This is a genomic window from Paraburkholderia sp. GV068, assembly GCF_003058125.1.
Taxonomy (GTDB): domain Bacteria; phylum Pseudomonadota; class Gammaproteobacteria; order Burkholderiales; family Burkholderiaceae; genus Paraburkholderia; species Paraburkholderia graminis.
Map to the genome: position 1 here is coordinate 84,640 of NZ_QBUB01000013.1, position 16,239 is coordinate 100,878.

Here is a 16,239-nt window from a genome sequence, read left to right on the forward strand (position 1 = left end):
AATGGGCAGTGTCGCCAAATTGCTGCAGGGCCGGCGAGTCATGGTGGTCGAAGACGACTACCTGGTTGCGCTGGCGCTGTCGAGTGCGCTCGAGGACGCGGGAGCCAGTGTCGTCGGTCCCATCTCGGGCGCGCAGGAAGCGGTGGCCATGATCGAAGAAGGCAAGGAGCAGGTCGACGTCGCAGTTCTCGACGTCGATCTGAACGGCGAGAAGTCATATCGGGTCGCAGATGCGCTTGTGTCGCGCAATATCCGCTTTGTATTCGTGACCGGTTATGGCGCGGACGCCGTCGATGGAGAGTATCGTCAGTACGAGCGTTGTCAGAAGCCGTTCGACCATCAGATGCTTTTCAGGGCGCTGACAGTCGGCACGCGATAACGGGCGATCCCGTAGCCGTAGTGCCGCAGGCAATGGGTTGAATCATCGAGGCAAGGACAATCCGTCAGGCGGTCATGACACTGGTTTTAAGCTGAGCTGATGGCGATTGCGCGCGTGCGCAGCCACGAAGGCCGCGCGCGCCGGACGACAGGCTTGCCATTTGCTGCTCCTCTCCAGCGGAGGGCATTCATGGCAAAGATTTCGAATGGGCGGGACATCGTCGTCGTTGCAGCGTCGCTCGGCGGCCTTCAGGTGCTGAAGAAGATCGTCGGCGTGCTGCCGGCCGATCTTCCGGCGAGCGTGTTCATCGTCATGCACGTCGGCACGTGGCCGAGCCAGTTGCCACATCTGCTTGCGTCGGACAGCCGGCTACCGGTAGTCCATGCATCGGACGGCGAAGCAATAGAGAAGGGCACGATCTACGTCGCGCCACCCGACCGCCACATGTTGCTGCGCGACGATACGGTGGTGCTGTCGACCGGACCCAAGGAAAACTTCGCGCGCCCGGCCGCCGATCCGCTGTTTCGTTCGGCGGCGGTCAATTATGGCGCTCGCGCGATCGGCGTCGTGCTGACCGGCAAACTGGACGACGGCGCGGCGGGACTGAAGGCGATTCACGCGTGTGGCGGCTTCACCATCGTGCAGGACCCGTCGACTTGCGCGGCGCCCGATATGCCCGACGCTGCGCTTAAAGCTGTTCCCCCCGACGTGGTCGCGCCGATTGACGACATCGGTCCGGCCATCGTCAGGGCCTTGACAGACCGCACACCGAGGCGCATCGACATGGACGAAAGCGAGCGCGCCGCGCTGGAACTGAAGATTGCAGCGACCGGCTATTCTTCGCCTGCGGAAATGGAGCGGATCGGCCACCGAACGAGCCTGACCTGCCCGGAGTGCGGCGGCGTGATCTGGCGTATCGGCGAAGGGTATCCGCTGAGGTATCGCTGCCATACGGGGCATGCGTTTTCCGCGATGTCGCTCGAGTCGCGCCAGCGCTCCGGCGCCGAAGACGCGCTGTGGTCCGCGGTGCGGCGCCTCGAAGAAGAACTGCTGCTGGTACGTGACCGGCTTTCGCTCGCGGAAGCGACGCACAGCGACGACGCCGAAGCGCTGCGCGACGAGATAGCTCCGCTCGAGGCAGCGGTCGAGGCCGTCAGGCGCCTGGCGCTCGAGTCGGCCAAGTCGACGAGCAGTCAAAAGGTCGGCTAAGCGCGGCTAAGCCTGCGACACCATTCCAGCCCGGTATGCGTTGAAAAATAGTCCGGGACCAGTTGCTATTGCTGCCACTAAAGTAGCGTGATCGACGCCGCCAGTTCGACGCACACGCCGCTGCCGCTTCGATCTCACCCTCATGCACGAATTTTGCTGGATGCGCCTCGAGTGCCTTGCAACAGGAGCGCATCATGGCGTGGGCCAGACCGGTACGGAACCTGATGGCGGCGTTAGCGGCGGCGTCGCTCGCCTATGGTTCGACGGCCTGCGCTCAGACCAGCGACGGCGACTGGCCGATGGCGGCGAAGAATTACCAGAACACGCGCTACAGCGAACTCGCTGAAATCAACACATCGAATGTGAGCCGGTTAAAGCCCGCGTTCACCTTCTCGACCGGCGTGCTGCGCGGCCAGGAAGCGGCGCCGCTCGTCGTGTCGAATACGATGTTCATCGTCACGCCGTATCCCAATCGCGTGTATGCGCTCGATCTGACGAAACCCGGCGCTCCCGTCAAATGGCAGTTCGACCCGGCGCCCAACGCGAGCGCGCAGGGCGTCGCGTGTTGCGACGTGGTGAACCGCGGCGCCGCGTATGCGGACGGTCGAATCTTCATCAACACGCTCGACGCACAAACCATCGCGCTCGATGCCGCAAGCGGCAAGGAATTGTGGCGCACGCGGCTCGGCGACATCAGCCGCGGCGAAACGACGACGATGGCGCCGCTCGTCGTCAAGGGCAAGGTGCTGGTCGGCAATAGCGGCGGCGAACTCGGCGTGCGCGGATGGCTGACCGCGCTCGACGCCGCGACCGGCCGCATCGTCTGGCGCGCGTATAGCACGGGGCCCGACAGCGACGTGCTGATCGGCGATCAGTTCAAGCCCTGGTACGGACAGGACAAGGGCAAGGATCTCGGCGTCACGACCTGGCCATCCGGTGCGTGGAAGATCGGCGGCGGCAACGTGTGGGGTTGGATTTCCTACGACCCCGACGCCAACCTGATCTATTACGGCACCGCGAACCCCGGCCCGTGGAATCCCGAGCAGCGTCCCGGCGACAACAAATGGACGGCCGGCATTTTCGCGCGCGATCCCGACACGGGGCAGGCGCGCTGGTTCTATCAATGGAGTCCGCACGATCTGCACGACTACGACGGCGTCAACGAAAACGTGCTGTTGACGCTCACCGTCGGCGGCAAGCCGAGGCAAGTGCTCGTGCATCCGGATCGCAACGGCTACGTGTATATGCTCGACCGGTTGACCGGCGAAGTGTTGTCGGCGAAACCGTTTGTTCACATCACGACGAGCGAGGGCGTCGATCTCAGGACGGGGCTGTTGAAATACAACCCGGCAACCGAACCGAAGGTCGGCCATTCGGTGCGCAACATCTGTCCGGTGTCGCCTGGCGGCAAGGACTGGCAGCCGTCCGCGTGGTCGCCGCGCACGGGCCTGCTGTATATCCCGCACCAGAATCTGTGCGAGGACGCCGAGGCTTACGCGACGAGCTACATCGCGGGTACGCCGTACGTGGGCGTCGATACGAAAATGTACGCCGGGCCCGGAGGCAATCGCGGCGAGTTCTCGGCGTGGGACCCGATCGCGGGCAAGAAGGCGTGGTCGATCAAGGAAGACTTTCCCGTGTGGAGCGGGGCGCTTGCCACGGCCGGCGACGTCGTTTTCTACGGCACGATGGACGGCTGGTTCAAAGCCGTCGACGCGCGCAGCGGTGCGCTCTTGTGGCAGTTCAAGACAGGCTCCGGGATCATCGGCCAGCCGGTTGCGTATCGCGGCCCGGACGGCAAGGAATACATCGCGATCCTCGCGGGCGTCGGCGGATGGGCCGGCGCGATCGTCTCGAACAATCTCGATCCGCGCGACGGCACCGGGGCGAAGGGCTTCGTCAACGCGATGCGCGATCTGCCGCAGCGCACGACCAAGGGGGGCACGCTCTATGTGTTCGCGCTTCCTTGAAATGTGTGTTGTGCGGCGTTGCGGTGGGCTGCCGCGTGCGGTTATTTTCGGTGTGCTGGGTTTGCTCGCCGTTGCGCTTGGCGCATGCGCTCATCGACCTGTCGACGAAGCCGCGTCCGGCGCGACCGAACTGCGCGTCTGCGCCGATCCCGACAATCTGCCCTATTCGAAAGAAGACGGCAGCGGCTTCGAAAACCGCATCGCGCAGGTGCTCGCAAGCGACCTGCATCTGCGCCTCACTTACGCGTGGCTTCCGCAACGCCGCGGGTTCGTGCGCAAGACGGTCGGCGCGGGCTTATGCGATGTGTTCATCGGCGTGCCCGACGGCTTTGAGCGTCTGTTGTTGACGCGGCCTTACTATCGGTCGAGTTATGTGTTCGTGCAACGCGCGGCGGACCCGCCACTCGACGGCTTTGAACCGCGTGCGCTGTCGCAGCGCCGCATCGGCGTGCAACTGATCGGCGACGACCTCGCGGCGACGCCGCCCGCTTACGCGCTCGCGCGTGCGGGCGCGACCGACAACGTGACCGGCTATACCGTCTACGGCGACGGTCCCGCGAGCGAGCGCATGGTGAACGACATTGCGGCGGGCCGCATCGACGTCGCACTCGGCTGGGGCCCGCAACTTGCCTATTTCGCGACTCGCGCCGCTGTGCCGTTGACGGTCGAGCGAGCCCGCCCGCCGGCTGGCTCGGCGCTGCCGTTCGAGTTCTCCGTGGCGGTCGGCGTGAACCGCGCGAAGCCGGCGTTGCGCGATGAACTGCAAGCGGCGCTCGATCGTCGGCACGCGGAGATCGATGCTATTCTCGCGGACTACAACGTGGTTCGCGTGGACGCGCCGCGCGCAGTGTCGTCGGCTGCGAGGGAGAGTGCGCGATGACAGCCGCCCGCTTTCGTCGACAGATGCCTCGGGCGCTCTGGCTCATCGCGCCGGTCGTGATCGCGAGCGTCGCGTGCCTCGCGGGCTGCGAACGCGAGCAGCGGCAATTGCACACGCCGCCTCCGGCTGCATCGGCGGCGTCCGCGGTGACCATGAGTTCGATACAACCGGTCGCTTCCGCCGTGACGACGAGCTCGACTCAACCCGTGGCCGCCGCTGTGAGCGCTACCGTTAGCAATCCCTATGAAAATAACGCGTACGCGGTCTCGCAAGGCAAGCGCCTGTTTCGCGCGTACAACTGCAGTGGTTGTCACGCGCAAGGCAGCGGCGATTCGGGTCCGGCGCTGATGGACGATAAATGGATTTACGGCGCGGACCCGGCCAGCGTGTTCACGACCATCAAGCAAGGCAGGCCGAACGGCATGCCGGCGTTCGGCGGCCACGTTTCCGACGATCAGATCTGGCAAATCGTGGCCTACGTCCGTTCGATGAGCGGCCAGTTGCGCTCCGATATCGAACCGCCGCGCAGCGACAGTCTGCAGGCCGGCAAGCCCGAACAACGGCGCCCGCCGGAAGAGCCGAAGCGCTCTTCGGCGCCGCCCGCCGCGGAGCACTGACATGACTGCGCGAGTCGTTCTTCCGCTATCCGGCGCTGCCGCCATCGCAACCGCAACGGCAACCGTTCAGTCGGCGTGGGCCGCGCCATTGCAGGATGCGCTGCGACCGGCCGGTGTCCAGGCGAGGACCATCCTCGATCTGTTGAATCTGACGGTGATTGTCTGCACGGCAGTCTTCGCCGCCGTGCTGATCGCCTTCTTCTGGGCGCTGTGGCGCGCGCCGCGAGGCACGCGCGAAACGCCCGCCGATATGTCGACCGAGGCGGACTCCGCCGTGGGTCCGAAAGCGGTCGCGGAACCTGGCCTGAGAAGGGCGGTCATCGTCGCGACAATCGTGTCGACGGTATTGCTGTTCGGCCTCATTTTCGCCGACGTGCTGACCGACCGCGCGCTCGCGCGGCTTTCGATGCGCGATGCCGTGCAGATCGAAGTGACCGCGCATCAATGGTGGTGGGAGATACGGTACAACGACCCGCAAGCGTCGAACGTGTTCATTACGGCCAACGAGATGCACATTCCGGTCGGCCAGCCCGTGCTCGTCACGCTCAAATCGTCGGATGTGATTCACTCGTTCTGGGTGCCGAATCTGCACGGCAAAAAAGATCTGATTCCCGGCCGCACCGCGACGATCCGTTTTCGCGCGGACCACGCGGGCGAGTACCGCGGTCAGTGCGCCGAGTTCTGCGGTTACGAACATGCGTTGATGTCGTTCCTCGTGATCGCCGAGACACCCGACAAATACGCGGCCTGGCTCGCGCATCAGCGCCAGGATGCGCCGCCGCCGTCGAACGAACTCGAAACGCGCGGCGAGCAGATTTTCCTCACGCACAGTTGCGCGATGTGCCACACGGTGCAAGGCATCGGTGCGAACGCGGTGCTCGGGCCGGACCTGACTCATGTTGCAAGCAGGCAGACGCTGGCTGCGGGCACGCTGCCGAATACACCAGGACACCTCGCCGGCTGGATCGTCGACGCACAGCGCATCAAGCCCGGCACCGTGATGCCTCCCAACCCGCTGGCGCCCGATGAACTGCACGCGCTGCTGGCCTACATGGCGACGCTCAGATGAATCATGCCTCGATGACGGACCGGTTCGACGTGATCGACGAACCGCAAACCGACCCGCAGGAAGCCGACAGGCTCGAAGCAACCTGGCGCGACCCGCCGGGCTTCCTGGGCGTGTTCGCCGCGATCAATCACAAGACGATCAGCCGCCGCTTCATGACCACGACGTTCGGCTTTTTCGTCGCGGGCGGCATCCTCGCGCTGGTGATGCGCCTGCAGCTTGCGCGTCCGGGCAACCGGCTTGTCGGCCCCGACATGTACAACCAGTTGTTCACGATGCACGGCACCACGATGATGTTCCTGTTCGCCGTGCCGGTCATGCAGGCGGTCGCCGTCTACCTCGTGCCGCTGATGATCGGTGCGCGCAGCGTCGCGTTTCCGCGCATGAACGCATACGCGTACTGGGTGTTCCTGTTCGGCGGACTGATGCTGTATGTGGCCTTCGCACTCGACATCGGTCCCGACGCCGGATGGTTCGCCTATGTGCCGCTCTCGGGTCCGGACTATTCGCCGGGCAAGCGCATCGACTTCTGGGCGCAGATGATCACCTTCACCGAGTTGTCCGCGCTGCTGGAGGCCATCGTGCTGATCACCACGATCTTCAAGATGCGCGCGCCGGGCATGACGCTCAACCGCATGCCGCTCTTCGTCTGGAGCGTGCTCGTGACGTCGTTCATGGTGCTGTTCGCGATGCCGTCGGTGATGCTTGGCAGTACTGCGCTGATTCTCGACCGGCTTGTCGGCACGCATTTCTATAACCCCGGCGAGGGCGGCGACGTGGTGCTCTGGCAGCATCTCTTCTGGTTCTTCGGGCACCCGGAGGTATATCTGATCTTCGTGCCGCCGCTCGGCTTTATCTCCAGCATCATTCCCACTTTCTCGCGACGGCCCGTATTCGGCTATCCGGCGATGGTGCTCGCGCTGATCGCGACGGCGTTTCTATCGTTCGGACTGTGGGTTCACCACATGTTCGCGACGAATCTGCCCGATCTCGGCAAGAGCTTTTTTACGGCGGCGAGCATTATGATCGCGGTGCCTTCGGCGATCCAGATTTTCTGCTGGATCGCGACACTATGGACCGGACGCCTCAGCTTCAAGACGCCGATGCTGTTCGTCCTCGCGTTCTTTTTCATTCTGGTGCTGGGCGGGCTGACGGGCATCATGCTCGCGTCGGTGTCGCTCGATTATCAGGTGCATGACACGTATTTCGTCGTCGCGCATCTGCATTACGTGCTGATCGGCGGCGCGGTGTTTCCGCTATTCGGCGCGTTCTACTACTGGTTTCCGAAGTTCACCGGACGCCTGCTCGACGAGACGCTCGGGCGCTGGAATTTCTGGCTGTTCTTCATCGGCTTTAACGTCGCATTCTTTCCGATGCATCTGCTCGGGCTGCATGGCATGCCGCGCAGGGTGTACACGTATCCGTCCGGAATGGGATGGGACACGATGAATCTGACCGCGACGATCGGCGCGTCGATTATCGCCGTGAGCGTGCTGCTGTTTATCGTCAACGTGCTGCATAGCCGTCGACGAGGACTCGTTGCCGGCGACGATCCGTGGGGCGCCGGAACGCTCGAATGGAGCACCGCGTCGCCGCCGCACGCGGGCAATTTCGTGAAGGTGCCGGTCGTGCATAGCGGCTATCCGCTGTGGGACGCGCCGCGCGAACCTTCCACCGTCAGCGGACTGGATTCGAATAGCCGGCAGGTGCTGGTGACGAGCGTTCTCGACGCGATGCCGGATCATCGGCCGGTCTTTCCGATGCCCAACATCTGGCCGTTCGTGAGCGCCGTGGCGACGACCGTGTTGTTCATTGGCTCAATCTTCACGCCGTGGGCGGTGGTGTGGGGCACGGTGCCCGTCGCTATCGCGATGACCGCGTGGTTCTGGCCGCGGCGGCGCGAAACCGATCAGCATCTCGCGCTGGAGAAACGCCCGTGACTACCGTTGACGAGCGCTATGCCGAGGGTCGGCCGCGCGCGGCCCGCAAGGCGATCCACGTCGGAGAGCTGCCGACGTATGGCTTCAGCCATCGCAGCCTGATGTGGTGGGGAACGATGGGACTGATGGTGATAGAAGGGACGGTGTTCGCCATCGCCGTCATGATGTACTTCTATCTGCGCACGCTCGCCTCCGTCTGGCCGATGAACGCGCCAGGCCCCGGCCTGCTATGGGGCAGCGTGAATACGGCGATCCTCGTCGTGAGCATGCTGCCGAATCATCTCGCGAAGCGCGCGGCCGAGCGGGAGGATCGCGCAGCCTCGCGGCTCTGGCTGCTGGTGTGCCTCGCGTTTTCGCTCGCCTTTCTCGGCGTGCGGGCGCTGGAGTTCAAGGCGCTCAACGTGACCTGGTACGACAACGCTTATGGGTCCGTGCTGTGGATGCTGATGGGCTTGCATACCGTTCACCTGATCACCGATACGTTCGACACAGCCGTGCTCGACGTCCTGCTGTTCACGGGGCCAGTGGAAGGCAAGCGCTATGTCGACGTCAGCGAGAACGCCGCCTACTGGTACTTCGTCGTGCTTAGCTGGCTGCCGATTTATGCAGTCGTCTACTGGGCGCCGCGTTTGTGAGGAGATCGACATGGCAGTATGGTCCGCGCTATTGCTCGCGCCTTTCCTGACGCTCTCGAATCTGTCGCTGACCTATGCGCTGGTGCCGCGATCGTGCGATGCCGGCACGACCTGGATGCTGCACGCCGTGACGCTTGCGAGTGCGGTGTTGAGCGCGGCGGCGACGGTCGGCGCGTGGCGGCATTGGATGGGCGGCCTGTTTCCACCGGATGCCACCGCGGAAAGCACCGCGCGCGCGCATTTTCTCGCGCAGGTCGCGACGCTGGTCGGTCTGCTGTCGACCTTCGTGCTGTTCGCGCAGTATGTGCCGCAATGGGTGCTTCAGCCATGCGCGCAATGATGACTCGGCGGTTTCCATTCGCACGCATCGGTGGATGCGCGAGCGGGCTGGCGGCGCGGCGAGCCACGGTCACTAAAGCGGTCGTCGCTTACACGATGACGGGTCTCGCCGTCCTCACGCTGAGCGCGTGCGGACAACAGACGCCGCAACGCGAGCCGTTGACCGGCGGCGATCCGGCTCGAGGCCAGGCCTTGATCGTGCACGCCGGTTGCGGCTCGTGCCACACGATCGAGGGCGTGGAAGGCGCCAACAGCCTGGTCGGGCCGCCGCTCATGGGCCTTCGTCAACGGACATATATCGGCGGAGTCGCGGCCAATTCGGCGACCAACCTCGAGCGCTGGCTGATGCATCCGCAAGCGTTCAGCCCGCGCACCGCGATGCCCGATCTCGGCCTCACCGAGGATCAGGCGCGCGACATTGCCGCTTATCTCTATCTGCATTGAAGGGGCTACAGGTGCGCCGGTTTGCATCGTGGCGCGCCGGCGTCGATGCGCTCGCAAAGATTCGGGGCTCGATCGTGAAGTGAGTCGCCACTGAGCCGCCTGTTACACTGCCGGGATTCGCGAGTCGTCCCAGTCATTCGGTAATCACGCTTGGGCTGTGCGGTCCACGGTTGGTATTTCGAGCGAAGACATTCCTGTTCTTAGGCAATCGGCGGCCGTCGCAACGGTCGGACGGCCGCTGCTGCACTTCGCTTTCCAACACTTACCACCGGTAGGGGACAACCTTTGAAACGCCTCAGCCTTGCGCTCATCGTGGCGTTGCTACGCACGCTTTCCGTACTTCCTTATAAATTCGTCGCACGGCTTGGAATCGTTATCGGCACGCTGCTGTATGCGCTTCCCGGCCGCCGCAAGCACATCGTGCTGGTGAACTTGCGGCTTTGCTTCCCCGAGAAGACGGCGCACGAACATCAACAGCTTGCGAAAGCGCACTTTCGCCACGTTGTCCGAAGCTATCTCGAGCGAGGCATTCAGTGGTTCGGCAGTGCGCAATCGATCCGGGACATCGTGCAGATCGAAAGCAGAATCGATCTCGACGACGAGTCCGCGCCGCCTACTATTTTCATGGGCTTTCACTTCGTGGGCATTGAGGTCGGCTGCATGCTGTACTCGACGCGCCTGCCGATTGCGTCGCTGTACACGCGCATGTCGAACGCAGGTCTATGTGAGCTGGCAAAGCGGCAACGCGGCCGGTTCGGCGCCGAGATGATCGAGCGCGGGTCGAGCGCCAAAAGGATCGTCGCGTTATTGCGTTCGGGCAAAGACGTGATGCTCGCGGCGGATATGGACCACGGCGTCGACAACTCTGTTTTCGTGCCTTTCTTCGGCGTTCCCGCCTGCACGCTGACGGCTGTTTCGCGTCTCGCGCGACTTGGGCGCGCGCGCGTCGTGCCGTTCGTGACCGAGGTGCTGCCGGATTACGAAGGCTACAAGCTGACGATCTTCGAGCCGCTCGCCGACTTTCCCTCGGACAGCGATGAGGTCGATGCGCGTCGGATGAACGCGTTTCTCGAGGAGCAGGTCGTTAGGTTTCCGGAGCAATATTACTGGGTGCACCGGCGCTTCAAGCACCGGCCGCCGGGCATGGCACCGGTGTATTGAAGCGTTTGACTCGCTTGCGGCCTATCCACCTGGCGCGCGAGGCGGCGTGCCGTGACGCGCGAGGAAGCGGTCGAGTTCGCCGGCAAACGCTTTGCTGTCGCGTGCGGTGAAGGGCGCAGGGCCGCCCGTATCGATACCCGTATTGCGCAATTGATCCATCACGTCGCGCATCGTCAGACGCTCCTGGATGTTTTCGCGTGTGAACCGGTTGCCGCGCGGATCAAGCACATGCGCGCCCTTGTCGAGTACCGCGGCGGCGAGCGGTATGTCAGCGGTAATCACGAGATCGCCTGACGCGGCGAGTTCGACGATGCGCGCATCGGCCACGTCGAAACCGGCCGGCACCTGGATCGACCTGATAAACGGCGACGGCGGCGTGCGCAGATATTGGTTTGCGACCAGCGTCACGAGTATTTCGGCACGCCGCGCGGCCCGAAACAACATGTCTTTGATGACGGCGGGACAAGCGTCGGCGTCGACCAGGACTTGCATGAAGGCCATTCCAGCAGGTTAAAACGCGATCATATATCAACGGTGGCAGCGGTCCTGTTGTTGTGTCGGTGTTGCTTCGGTGTTGCTTCGGTGTACTTCGGTCGGCTGTCGTGGTCTACGGCCTGGCGGCGGAATCGTCGTCGCGGCGTTGCTCATCTTGCTGCTGTGGCTGGACACCTTCGGCGCCGCCAGGCGCATCGTCCTCGTTCGTTAGTTCGACTATTCCTTCCTCTTCCTTGACGATCGACGTTTCAACCGCGGTCGGTTTCCCCGGCCCCGACGGGCTATTGGCGTGTCTTCCTGTGCTCATGAAAATCTCCAGGCTGGATCGTGGATGACTTGGCGTTGCCGGTTCGCCGTCGAATTGCAGCGAGCGCTTCCGGCTGATTTGTCGTCGCAACCGGTATGCCACGCGCACGCCGACGCTTGCTGGATGACGCAACCGATGCGGTGTAGCAAGTACACGTCGACTCGTAAATCCTTCAATTGCGCGGTTCAACAGTGCTGATTGCCGCCGCTATTACGCTGACTGCCCCTGCATGTGCCGCGGAAATCGCGCTCGGGTATCGCGCTTGCGGCGTAGCGGTATTTTGTAGTCCGGCGCAAAAAAGGAGGCGCAATGAATCGAACCAAGCAATCATCCATGCCGAGCCGCGGCGAAGCCGATAGGCAACAGGCAAGCGGCGTTCGCCGCGAGCCCTCCGAGCAGGCGCGCGAAGACGCACGACGCGAGCGGCAGCAAACGGAGGTGTCCGGAAAGTCCCCGACGAGCGGCAGCGGCAACTCGCTCGGACCGGGAACCAGTCAGGCGAAAGGACGCAGTTGAGTGCGTGCTTTTTAGCGAGGCGTCTATCGGTCTGCGGCTTCCGGCACTGGTGCGTTCGTGATGCGCGTTGCGGTCTGCGGATCGGGCCGAAGGTAATGCAGCGTCGCGAGCGCGGCGAGCACGGTCACGATGGCGAGTCCATCTGCGAGCAACGAGAACGCGTCGACGTATTGTTCGCGTAAGAACGCTGCGTGAACGCCTGGCAGTCGCGCCGCGGCGCCGGCGAGATCGCCGGTCGCGAGCTGCTGAGCGGCGGCCGCAAGCCGGTCCCGGTCGATGCCGGGCAACGACGGCAATGACGACAACGACGACAACGACGACAGCGCCGCGCGCAACCGTGCACTGACCAACGCCGAGAGCGCCGCACTGACCATCGCGAGCGCGAGCCCTTCGCCGGCCACGCGTGTCGTGCTGAAGATGCCTGTGGCCATGCCCGCGCGCTCCTTCGGCACGACGCTCACCGACAGTCCATCCATCAAGCCCCACGGCAGTCCCGCGCCGATGCCGATCGCGGCCATCGGCGCGAGCATCGCGAACGGCGTGGCGTCGGCGGGCAGTCTGCCGAGCCACACAAGCGCCGCCGCCGACACCAGCAAGCCCGCCGCCGACACGACGCCCGGCGACGCGTGACGCGTGAGCCACACCGCGAGTGAAGGAACGAACAGCATCGGACCGCACAGCGCGAGCATCATCAGGCCGGAGATCAACGGCGTATGACCGTCGATGCCGACGAAGCGGATCGGCAGCAGCACCAGCAGCACAACGAAGCAATAGCAGGTCGCGATCGGCAGCATCTGCACGCCGATAAAGCGGCGATAGCGGAGCAGCGACAGGTCGAGCATCGGATGGGCGCTGCGCCGCTCGATCGCGACGAATGCCGCGAGCGCGAACGCTGCCGCCACGAACAACGCGCGGATCGCCGGGTCCGACCAGCCGCGCGCGGGCGCTTCGAGAATGGCAACCGTGAACAGGCACAGCATCGCGGTGAAGCTGACGATGCCCGGCCAGTCGATCCGGCCCGCCGATGGATTGCGCGTCTCGCGCATCCACGGCGCCGCGAGTAGCAGGGCGATCACGCCGATGACCGCCGTCGACGCAAACACCGCACGCCAACCCGCTGCTTCGATCAAGCCGCCCGCGAGTACCGGGCCGAATGCGAGTCCCACGCCGAAGGTCGTCCCGAGCAGGCTGAACGCGCGCGTTTGCGCGTGGCCGTCGAACTCCTGCGCGAGCGCGGCCGAGCCGCCCGCGAGCGCGCCGGCTGCCGCGATGCCTTGCGCGCCGCGCAGCACGTCGATCCAGACGATGTCTGGCGCGATCGTCAGCAGCAGCGAAAAAAGCGCGAACGCGGCGATGCCCGCGAGGAACACGCGGCGCCGGCCGAACTGATCCGACAGCGCGCCGGCTGCCATCAGGCAACTGCCGAACGACAGCATGAACGCGTTCGTGATCCAGTTCAGCGCGACAGGGCCGCCGCCGATCGCGCGGCCGATCGCGGGCGTTGCTATCGCTCCCGCCGAGAAACTGAGCGGCAGCACGACGGCTGCCGAGCACACTCCGAGCAGCACCATCCAGCGCGCTGACGCGGATCGATCGATTGAAGAAGTCATGATGTGTCCATCCAGGCGTGACGTGATGCCGGGCAGTCTAGTTGCGGACATGCAATCGATAAATGCCCGACAGGTACAATCAATGCGGACTTTAATTCCGTAATCTGCTGAGCGCCTTCCATGGAAAATCTCACCGGTATCGTGGCGTTCGTTCATACGGTCGAAGCGCAGAGCTTCGTCGGCGCTGCGCGGCGGCTCGGGCTGTCCGCGTCGGCGGTCGGCAAGAGCGTGGTTCGGCTGGAAACGCGGCTCGGCGTGCGTCTGCTGCAGCGGAGCACGCGGCGCGTCAGCGTGACCGAAGACGGCGAGCGCTTCTATGAACGCTGCCGTCGTATCCTCGACGCGCTCACCGATGCGGAGACGATGATGCTGCAGGCCAACGCCGCGCCGCGCGGCCGCCTGCGCGTGACGTTGCCGACCATCGGCTATCGCTTCCTGCTGCCGGTCGTCCCCGAGTTCATGCAGCGTTATCCCGACGTCGAGCTGGAACTGGATTTCAACGACCGCATCGTCGACGTGATCGCAGGCGGCTTCGACGCGGCCATCCGCAGCGGCGATCTCGCCGATTCACAGTTGACCGCGCGCCGTCTCGGACCTTTTCGCTTCGTGTTGTGCGCGACGCCCGCTTACTTTGCGCAACACGGCGTGCCGCGCGTGCCCGCCGATCTCGCGCGGCACGCTTGCATCCGCTTTCGCTTTCCGACCACCGGCAAGCTGCACGACTGGCAGTTCCGCGACCAGCCCGCGAACTTCGTGGCGTCGTTTCCGACGGTGCTCACCTGCAATAACATGGAGGCGCTGCGCGGCGCGACTGTGCTCGGACTCGGCATCGGCTATATGCCCGACTTCCTCGTGCGCGACGATCTCGCCGCCGGCACGCTGCGAACCGTACTCGACGCGCATCTGAAACACGAAGGCCAGTTCTCGGTGCTGTGGCCGTCGAGCAGGCAACTGTCGCCGAAGCTGCGCGTGTTCGTCGATTTCCTTGCTGAACGGCTGTTTGGCGGTCGCGAGGGTTAGCGGCAACCGGAGGAAGGCTCTTATATGCAACCTGTTTTCGCAACGCCTCGCTTGATATTGCGACCGCGGACGCTAGCGGATACGGATGAATGTCTTGCGATGGATCGAGATCCGCTGGTCACGCGCTTCGTCGATGGGCCCTGGTCGGACGCACGGAAGCATCGCGCATTCGTCGAAGCGCGCACGCTCGGCCCGTACCCGGCGGGCATGGGCTATTGGACGATCAGAAGCCGGAATGATGCGGCGGATTTTCTTGGGTGGGTTCTCCTGATTCCCGCGGATGCTGTTGGACCGGAGATTGAAATTGGGTGGCGCTTGCCGCGAAAAGCGTGGGGCTCGGGCATAGCGACGGAGGCTGCAACAGCGGTGCTGCAGCATGCTTTCGCAACGCTGCGTTTGGCGGAAGTGGTGGCTGAAATCGATCCGTTGAACCTGGCGTCTATTCGCGTTGCGGAGAAGCTTGGGTTGGTGCGGCGAGGGGATGTCGTGGGGCACGGAAGGAAGATGGTTCGGTATGCGTCGATGGAAAAGTTGTGATCGACGTGTTCAGTTGGCCTTGTCAGAGTTTCAGTTGGCCAGGAAGACGCCGATGAACTCATCGCCGACCTTAGCAATGCCCTGCGGCCGGACTGCTCCTCGACTTGAAAACTGACATTTGCACGATTCGGCGTCAGCACACGCGATGCATAAAAAAATGAAGATCCCGCCTGGAGTCACGAACGAAGAGCTTTGGCGCAAGCATTGCCGGAAGATTCGCGCCCGAGCGCTGGACTTGCTCGAAGGTCGCCTCGGCGTCATTGAAGCCGCTCGCGCCATGCTTCAATTGGCGTATTGGACCAAGGTTGAGGGCGAGCCGGAGTTTCTACTGTTCCGCGCGATTGCATCGGCGACCGATGATCTTCCGGTTGGCAGCGTCCGTGCGTACTGGGCGGCAGATGCGCTGGAACGTGAGGACGTCCGTATTGATGCTGCCGAGAAATTGTGGAATGAGAAGGCGGTCGCCGCTGCGGAAAAGCTGGTGGAGCGATATCAATGGACGGTTCGTCAGAAACGCATCTCCGGCCACGTCGATACGCAGATCAGTCGATAACCGGTCCCCTCAACCTGGAAGTCAACGACCGAAATTAACTTGCGACATGCAAGCGATGTTAGAATCCAGCCATGAAGACGACGTGTACAGAAGACCTTCGGTCCCATTGCGCGGTCAATTACGGCGTGGAGATCTTCGGCGACCGGTGGTCGCTGCTGATCATTCGCGACATCGTGTTTGCCGGCAAGAAGACGTATGGCGAATTCCTGAAATCGGAAGAGGGAATCGCGACCAACGTGCTGGCTACGCGCCTTGCGTTTCTTGAAGAGCAAGGCATTCTCTCGAAGGCGCCCAGCCCCGAGGACAGGCGCAAGGACTTCTACACGCTGACCGAGAAGGGTCTCGACCTGATTCCGATCGTGCTTAGCATAGTCGTTTGGAGCGCCAGGCACGATTCGAAGTCGTACGTGAGGCGCCGCAAGGACTTCGTTGCACGTTTGAAGGCAAGCCCGGTGCAGGTGAGCGAAGAAGTGAAGGAACTGGTCCGCAATGGCGGATGTATTTTTCCTGAGAGTAGGGAGTGAGCGGGAGGCAGTCCGCGACGGGACAGTGACGGCATCG

At 63.7% G+C, this 16,239-nt stretch carries 19 protein-coding genes; 16 read left to right on the top strand and 3 right to left on the bottom strand.

Annotation, left to right across the window (positions count from 1 at the left end; genetic code table 11):
• Position 1 precedes the first annotated feature (1 nt).
• From C8K18_RS24170 to C8K18_RS24220, 11 genes are all read left to right on the top strand, one after another.
• Positions 2-379: a response regulator gene (locus C8K18_RS24170; RefSeq protein ID WP_006048337.1), complete on the top strand. Its 378-nt coding sequence runs from the start codon at positions 2-4 to the stop codon at positions 377-379.
• Positions 380-568: 189 nt separating this feature from the next.
• The gene (locus C8K18_RS24175) at positions 569-1,588 is read left to right on the top strand and encodes a chemotaxis protein CheB (protein WP_053857755.1); all 1,020 of its coding nucleotides are present in this window, start codon (positions 569-571) and stop codon (positions 1,586-1,588) included.
• A gap of 194 nt (positions 1,589-1,782) precedes the next feature.
• Entirely contained in the window at positions 1,783-3,558 is a 1,776-nt protein-coding gene (locus C8K18_RS24180) for a methanol/ethanol family PQQ-dependent dehydrogenase (RefSeq protein ID WP_029969950.1), read from the top strand.
• A gap of 52 nt (positions 3,559-3,610) precedes the next feature.
• Positions 3,611-4,438, top strand: a complete 828-nt coding sequence (locus tag C8K18_RS24185) for a substrate-binding domain-containing protein (RefSeq protein ID WP_258196191.1) — start codon at positions 3,611-3,613, stop codon at positions 4,436-4,438.
• Positions 4,435-5,055 carry a c-type cytochrome gene (locus C8K18_RS24190; protein WP_053857758.1) on the top strand — a complete coding sequence of 207 codons (621 nt, stop codon included), beginning with the start codon at positions 4,435-4,437 and terminating at the stop codon, positions 5,053-5,055. Before C8K18_RS24185 ends, C8K18_RS24190 begins: the two co-directional genes overlap by 4 nt.
• Position 5,056: 1 nt before the next feature.
• The gene (gene coxB, locus C8K18_RS24195) at positions 5,057-6,124 is read left to right on the top strand and encodes a cytochrome c oxidase subunit II (RefSeq protein ID WP_181324947.1); all 1,068 of its coding nucleotides are present in this window, start codon (positions 5,057-5,059) and stop codon (positions 6,122-6,124) included.
• An 11-nt stretch (positions 6,125-6,135) separates the two neighbouring features.
• A complete protein-coding gene (ctaD, locus tag C8K18_RS24200) occupies positions 6,136-8,061 on the top strand; it encodes a cytochrome c oxidase subunit I (protein WP_053858979.1) in 1,926 nt (641 codons plus the stop codon).
• Positions 8,058-8,696 carry a cytochrome c oxidase subunit 3 gene (locus tag C8K18_RS24205; protein WP_181324946.1) on the top strand — a complete coding sequence of 213 codons (639 nt, stop codon included), beginning with the start codon at positions 8,058-8,060 and terminating at the stop codon, positions 8,694-8,696. Before ctaD ends, C8K18_RS24205 begins: the two co-directional genes overlap by 4 nt.
• 10 nt (positions 8,697-8,706) lie before the next feature.
• On the top strand, positions 8,707-9,036 hold the full coding sequence (locus C8K18_RS24210; protein ID WP_006048329.1) for a hypothetical protein: 330 nt from the start codon (positions 8,707-8,709) through the stop codon (positions 9,034-9,036).
• Positions 9,033-9,479 carry a cytochrome c family protein gene (locus C8K18_RS24215; protein ID WP_258196190.1) on the top strand — a complete coding sequence of 149 codons (447 nt, stop codon included), beginning with the start codon at positions 9,033-9,035 and terminating at the stop codon, positions 9,477-9,479. The genes C8K18_RS24210 and C8K18_RS24215 overlap by 4 nt, the downstream gene beginning before the upstream one ends.
• Positions 9,480-9,764: 285 nt before the next feature.
• A complete protein-coding gene (locus C8K18_RS24220; protein WP_006048327.1) occupies positions 9,765-10,640 on the top strand; it encodes a lipid A biosynthesis lauroyl acyltransferase in 876 nt (291 codons plus the stop codon).
• A 21-nt stretch (positions 10,641-10,661) separates the two neighbouring features.
• Here the strand turns inward: C8K18_RS24220 and C8K18_RS24225 are convergent, their stop codons facing one another.
• Both C8K18_RS24225 and C8K18_RS24230 read right to left on the bottom strand, forming a co-directional pair.
• Complete coding sequence (locus C8K18_RS24225) at positions 10,662-11,132, bottom strand: YaiI/YqxD family protein (RefSeq protein ID WP_006048326.1); 471 nt, start codon at positions 11,130-11,132, stop codon at positions 10,662-10,664.
• Between the two features lie 115 nt (positions 11,133-11,247).
• Positions 11,248-11,442, bottom strand: coding sequence for a hypothetical protein (locus C8K18_RS24230; protein ID WP_107710236.1), 195 nt, complete (start codon positions 11,440-11,442; stop codon positions 11,248-11,250).
• A gap of 309 nt (positions 11,443-11,751) precedes the next feature.
• Between C8K18_RS24230 and C8K18_RS24235 the strand changes: the two genes are divergently transcribed.
• Entirely contained in the window at positions 11,752-11,958 is a 207-nt protein-coding gene (locus tag C8K18_RS24235) for a hypothetical protein (RefSeq protein WP_132384614.1), read from the top strand.
• A gap of 23 nt (positions 11,959-11,981) precedes the next feature.
• Here C8K18_RS24235 and C8K18_RS24240 read toward each other — a convergent pair whose 3' ends face one another.
• Positions 11,982-13,568, bottom strand: coding sequence for an MFS transporter (locus tag C8K18_RS24240; RefSeq protein WP_258196189.1), 1,587 nt, complete (start codon positions 13,566-13,568; stop codon positions 11,982-11,984).
• A gap of 120 nt (positions 13,569-13,688) precedes the next feature.
• Here C8K18_RS24240 and C8K18_RS24245 point away from each other — a divergent pair, with 120 nt between their 5' ends.
• The 4 genes from C8K18_RS24245 to C8K18_RS24265 all read left to right on the top strand — a co-directional run bounded on the left by C8K18_RS24245 (position 13,689) and on the right by C8K18_RS24265 (position 16,202).
• The gene (locus tag C8K18_RS24245) at positions 13,689-14,588 is read left to right on the top strand and encodes a LysR family transcriptional regulator (RefSeq protein WP_006048322.1); all 900 of its coding nucleotides are present in this window, start codon (positions 13,689-13,691) and stop codon (positions 14,586-14,588) included.
• Between the two features lie 24 nt (positions 14,589-14,612).
• Positions 14,613-15,125 (top strand): GNAT family N-acetyltransferase, encoded by a 513-nt coding sequence (locus tag C8K18_RS24250; RefSeq protein ID WP_107710229.1) that lies wholly within the window; start codon positions 14,613-14,615, stop codon positions 15,123-15,125.
• Between the two features lie 157 nt (positions 15,126-15,282).
• On the top strand, positions 15,283-15,678 hold the full coding sequence (locus C8K18_RS24260; RefSeq protein ID WP_181324945.1) for a hypothetical protein: 396 nt from the start codon (positions 15,283-15,285) through the stop codon (positions 15,676-15,678).
• 71 nt (positions 15,679-15,749) lie between these two features.
• Positions 15,750-16,202, top strand: a complete 453-nt coding sequence (locus C8K18_RS24265) for a helix-turn-helix domain-containing protein (RefSeq protein WP_107710225.1) — start codon at positions 15,750-15,752, stop codon at positions 16,200-16,202.
• Positions 16,203-16,239: the final 37 nt, after the last annotated feature.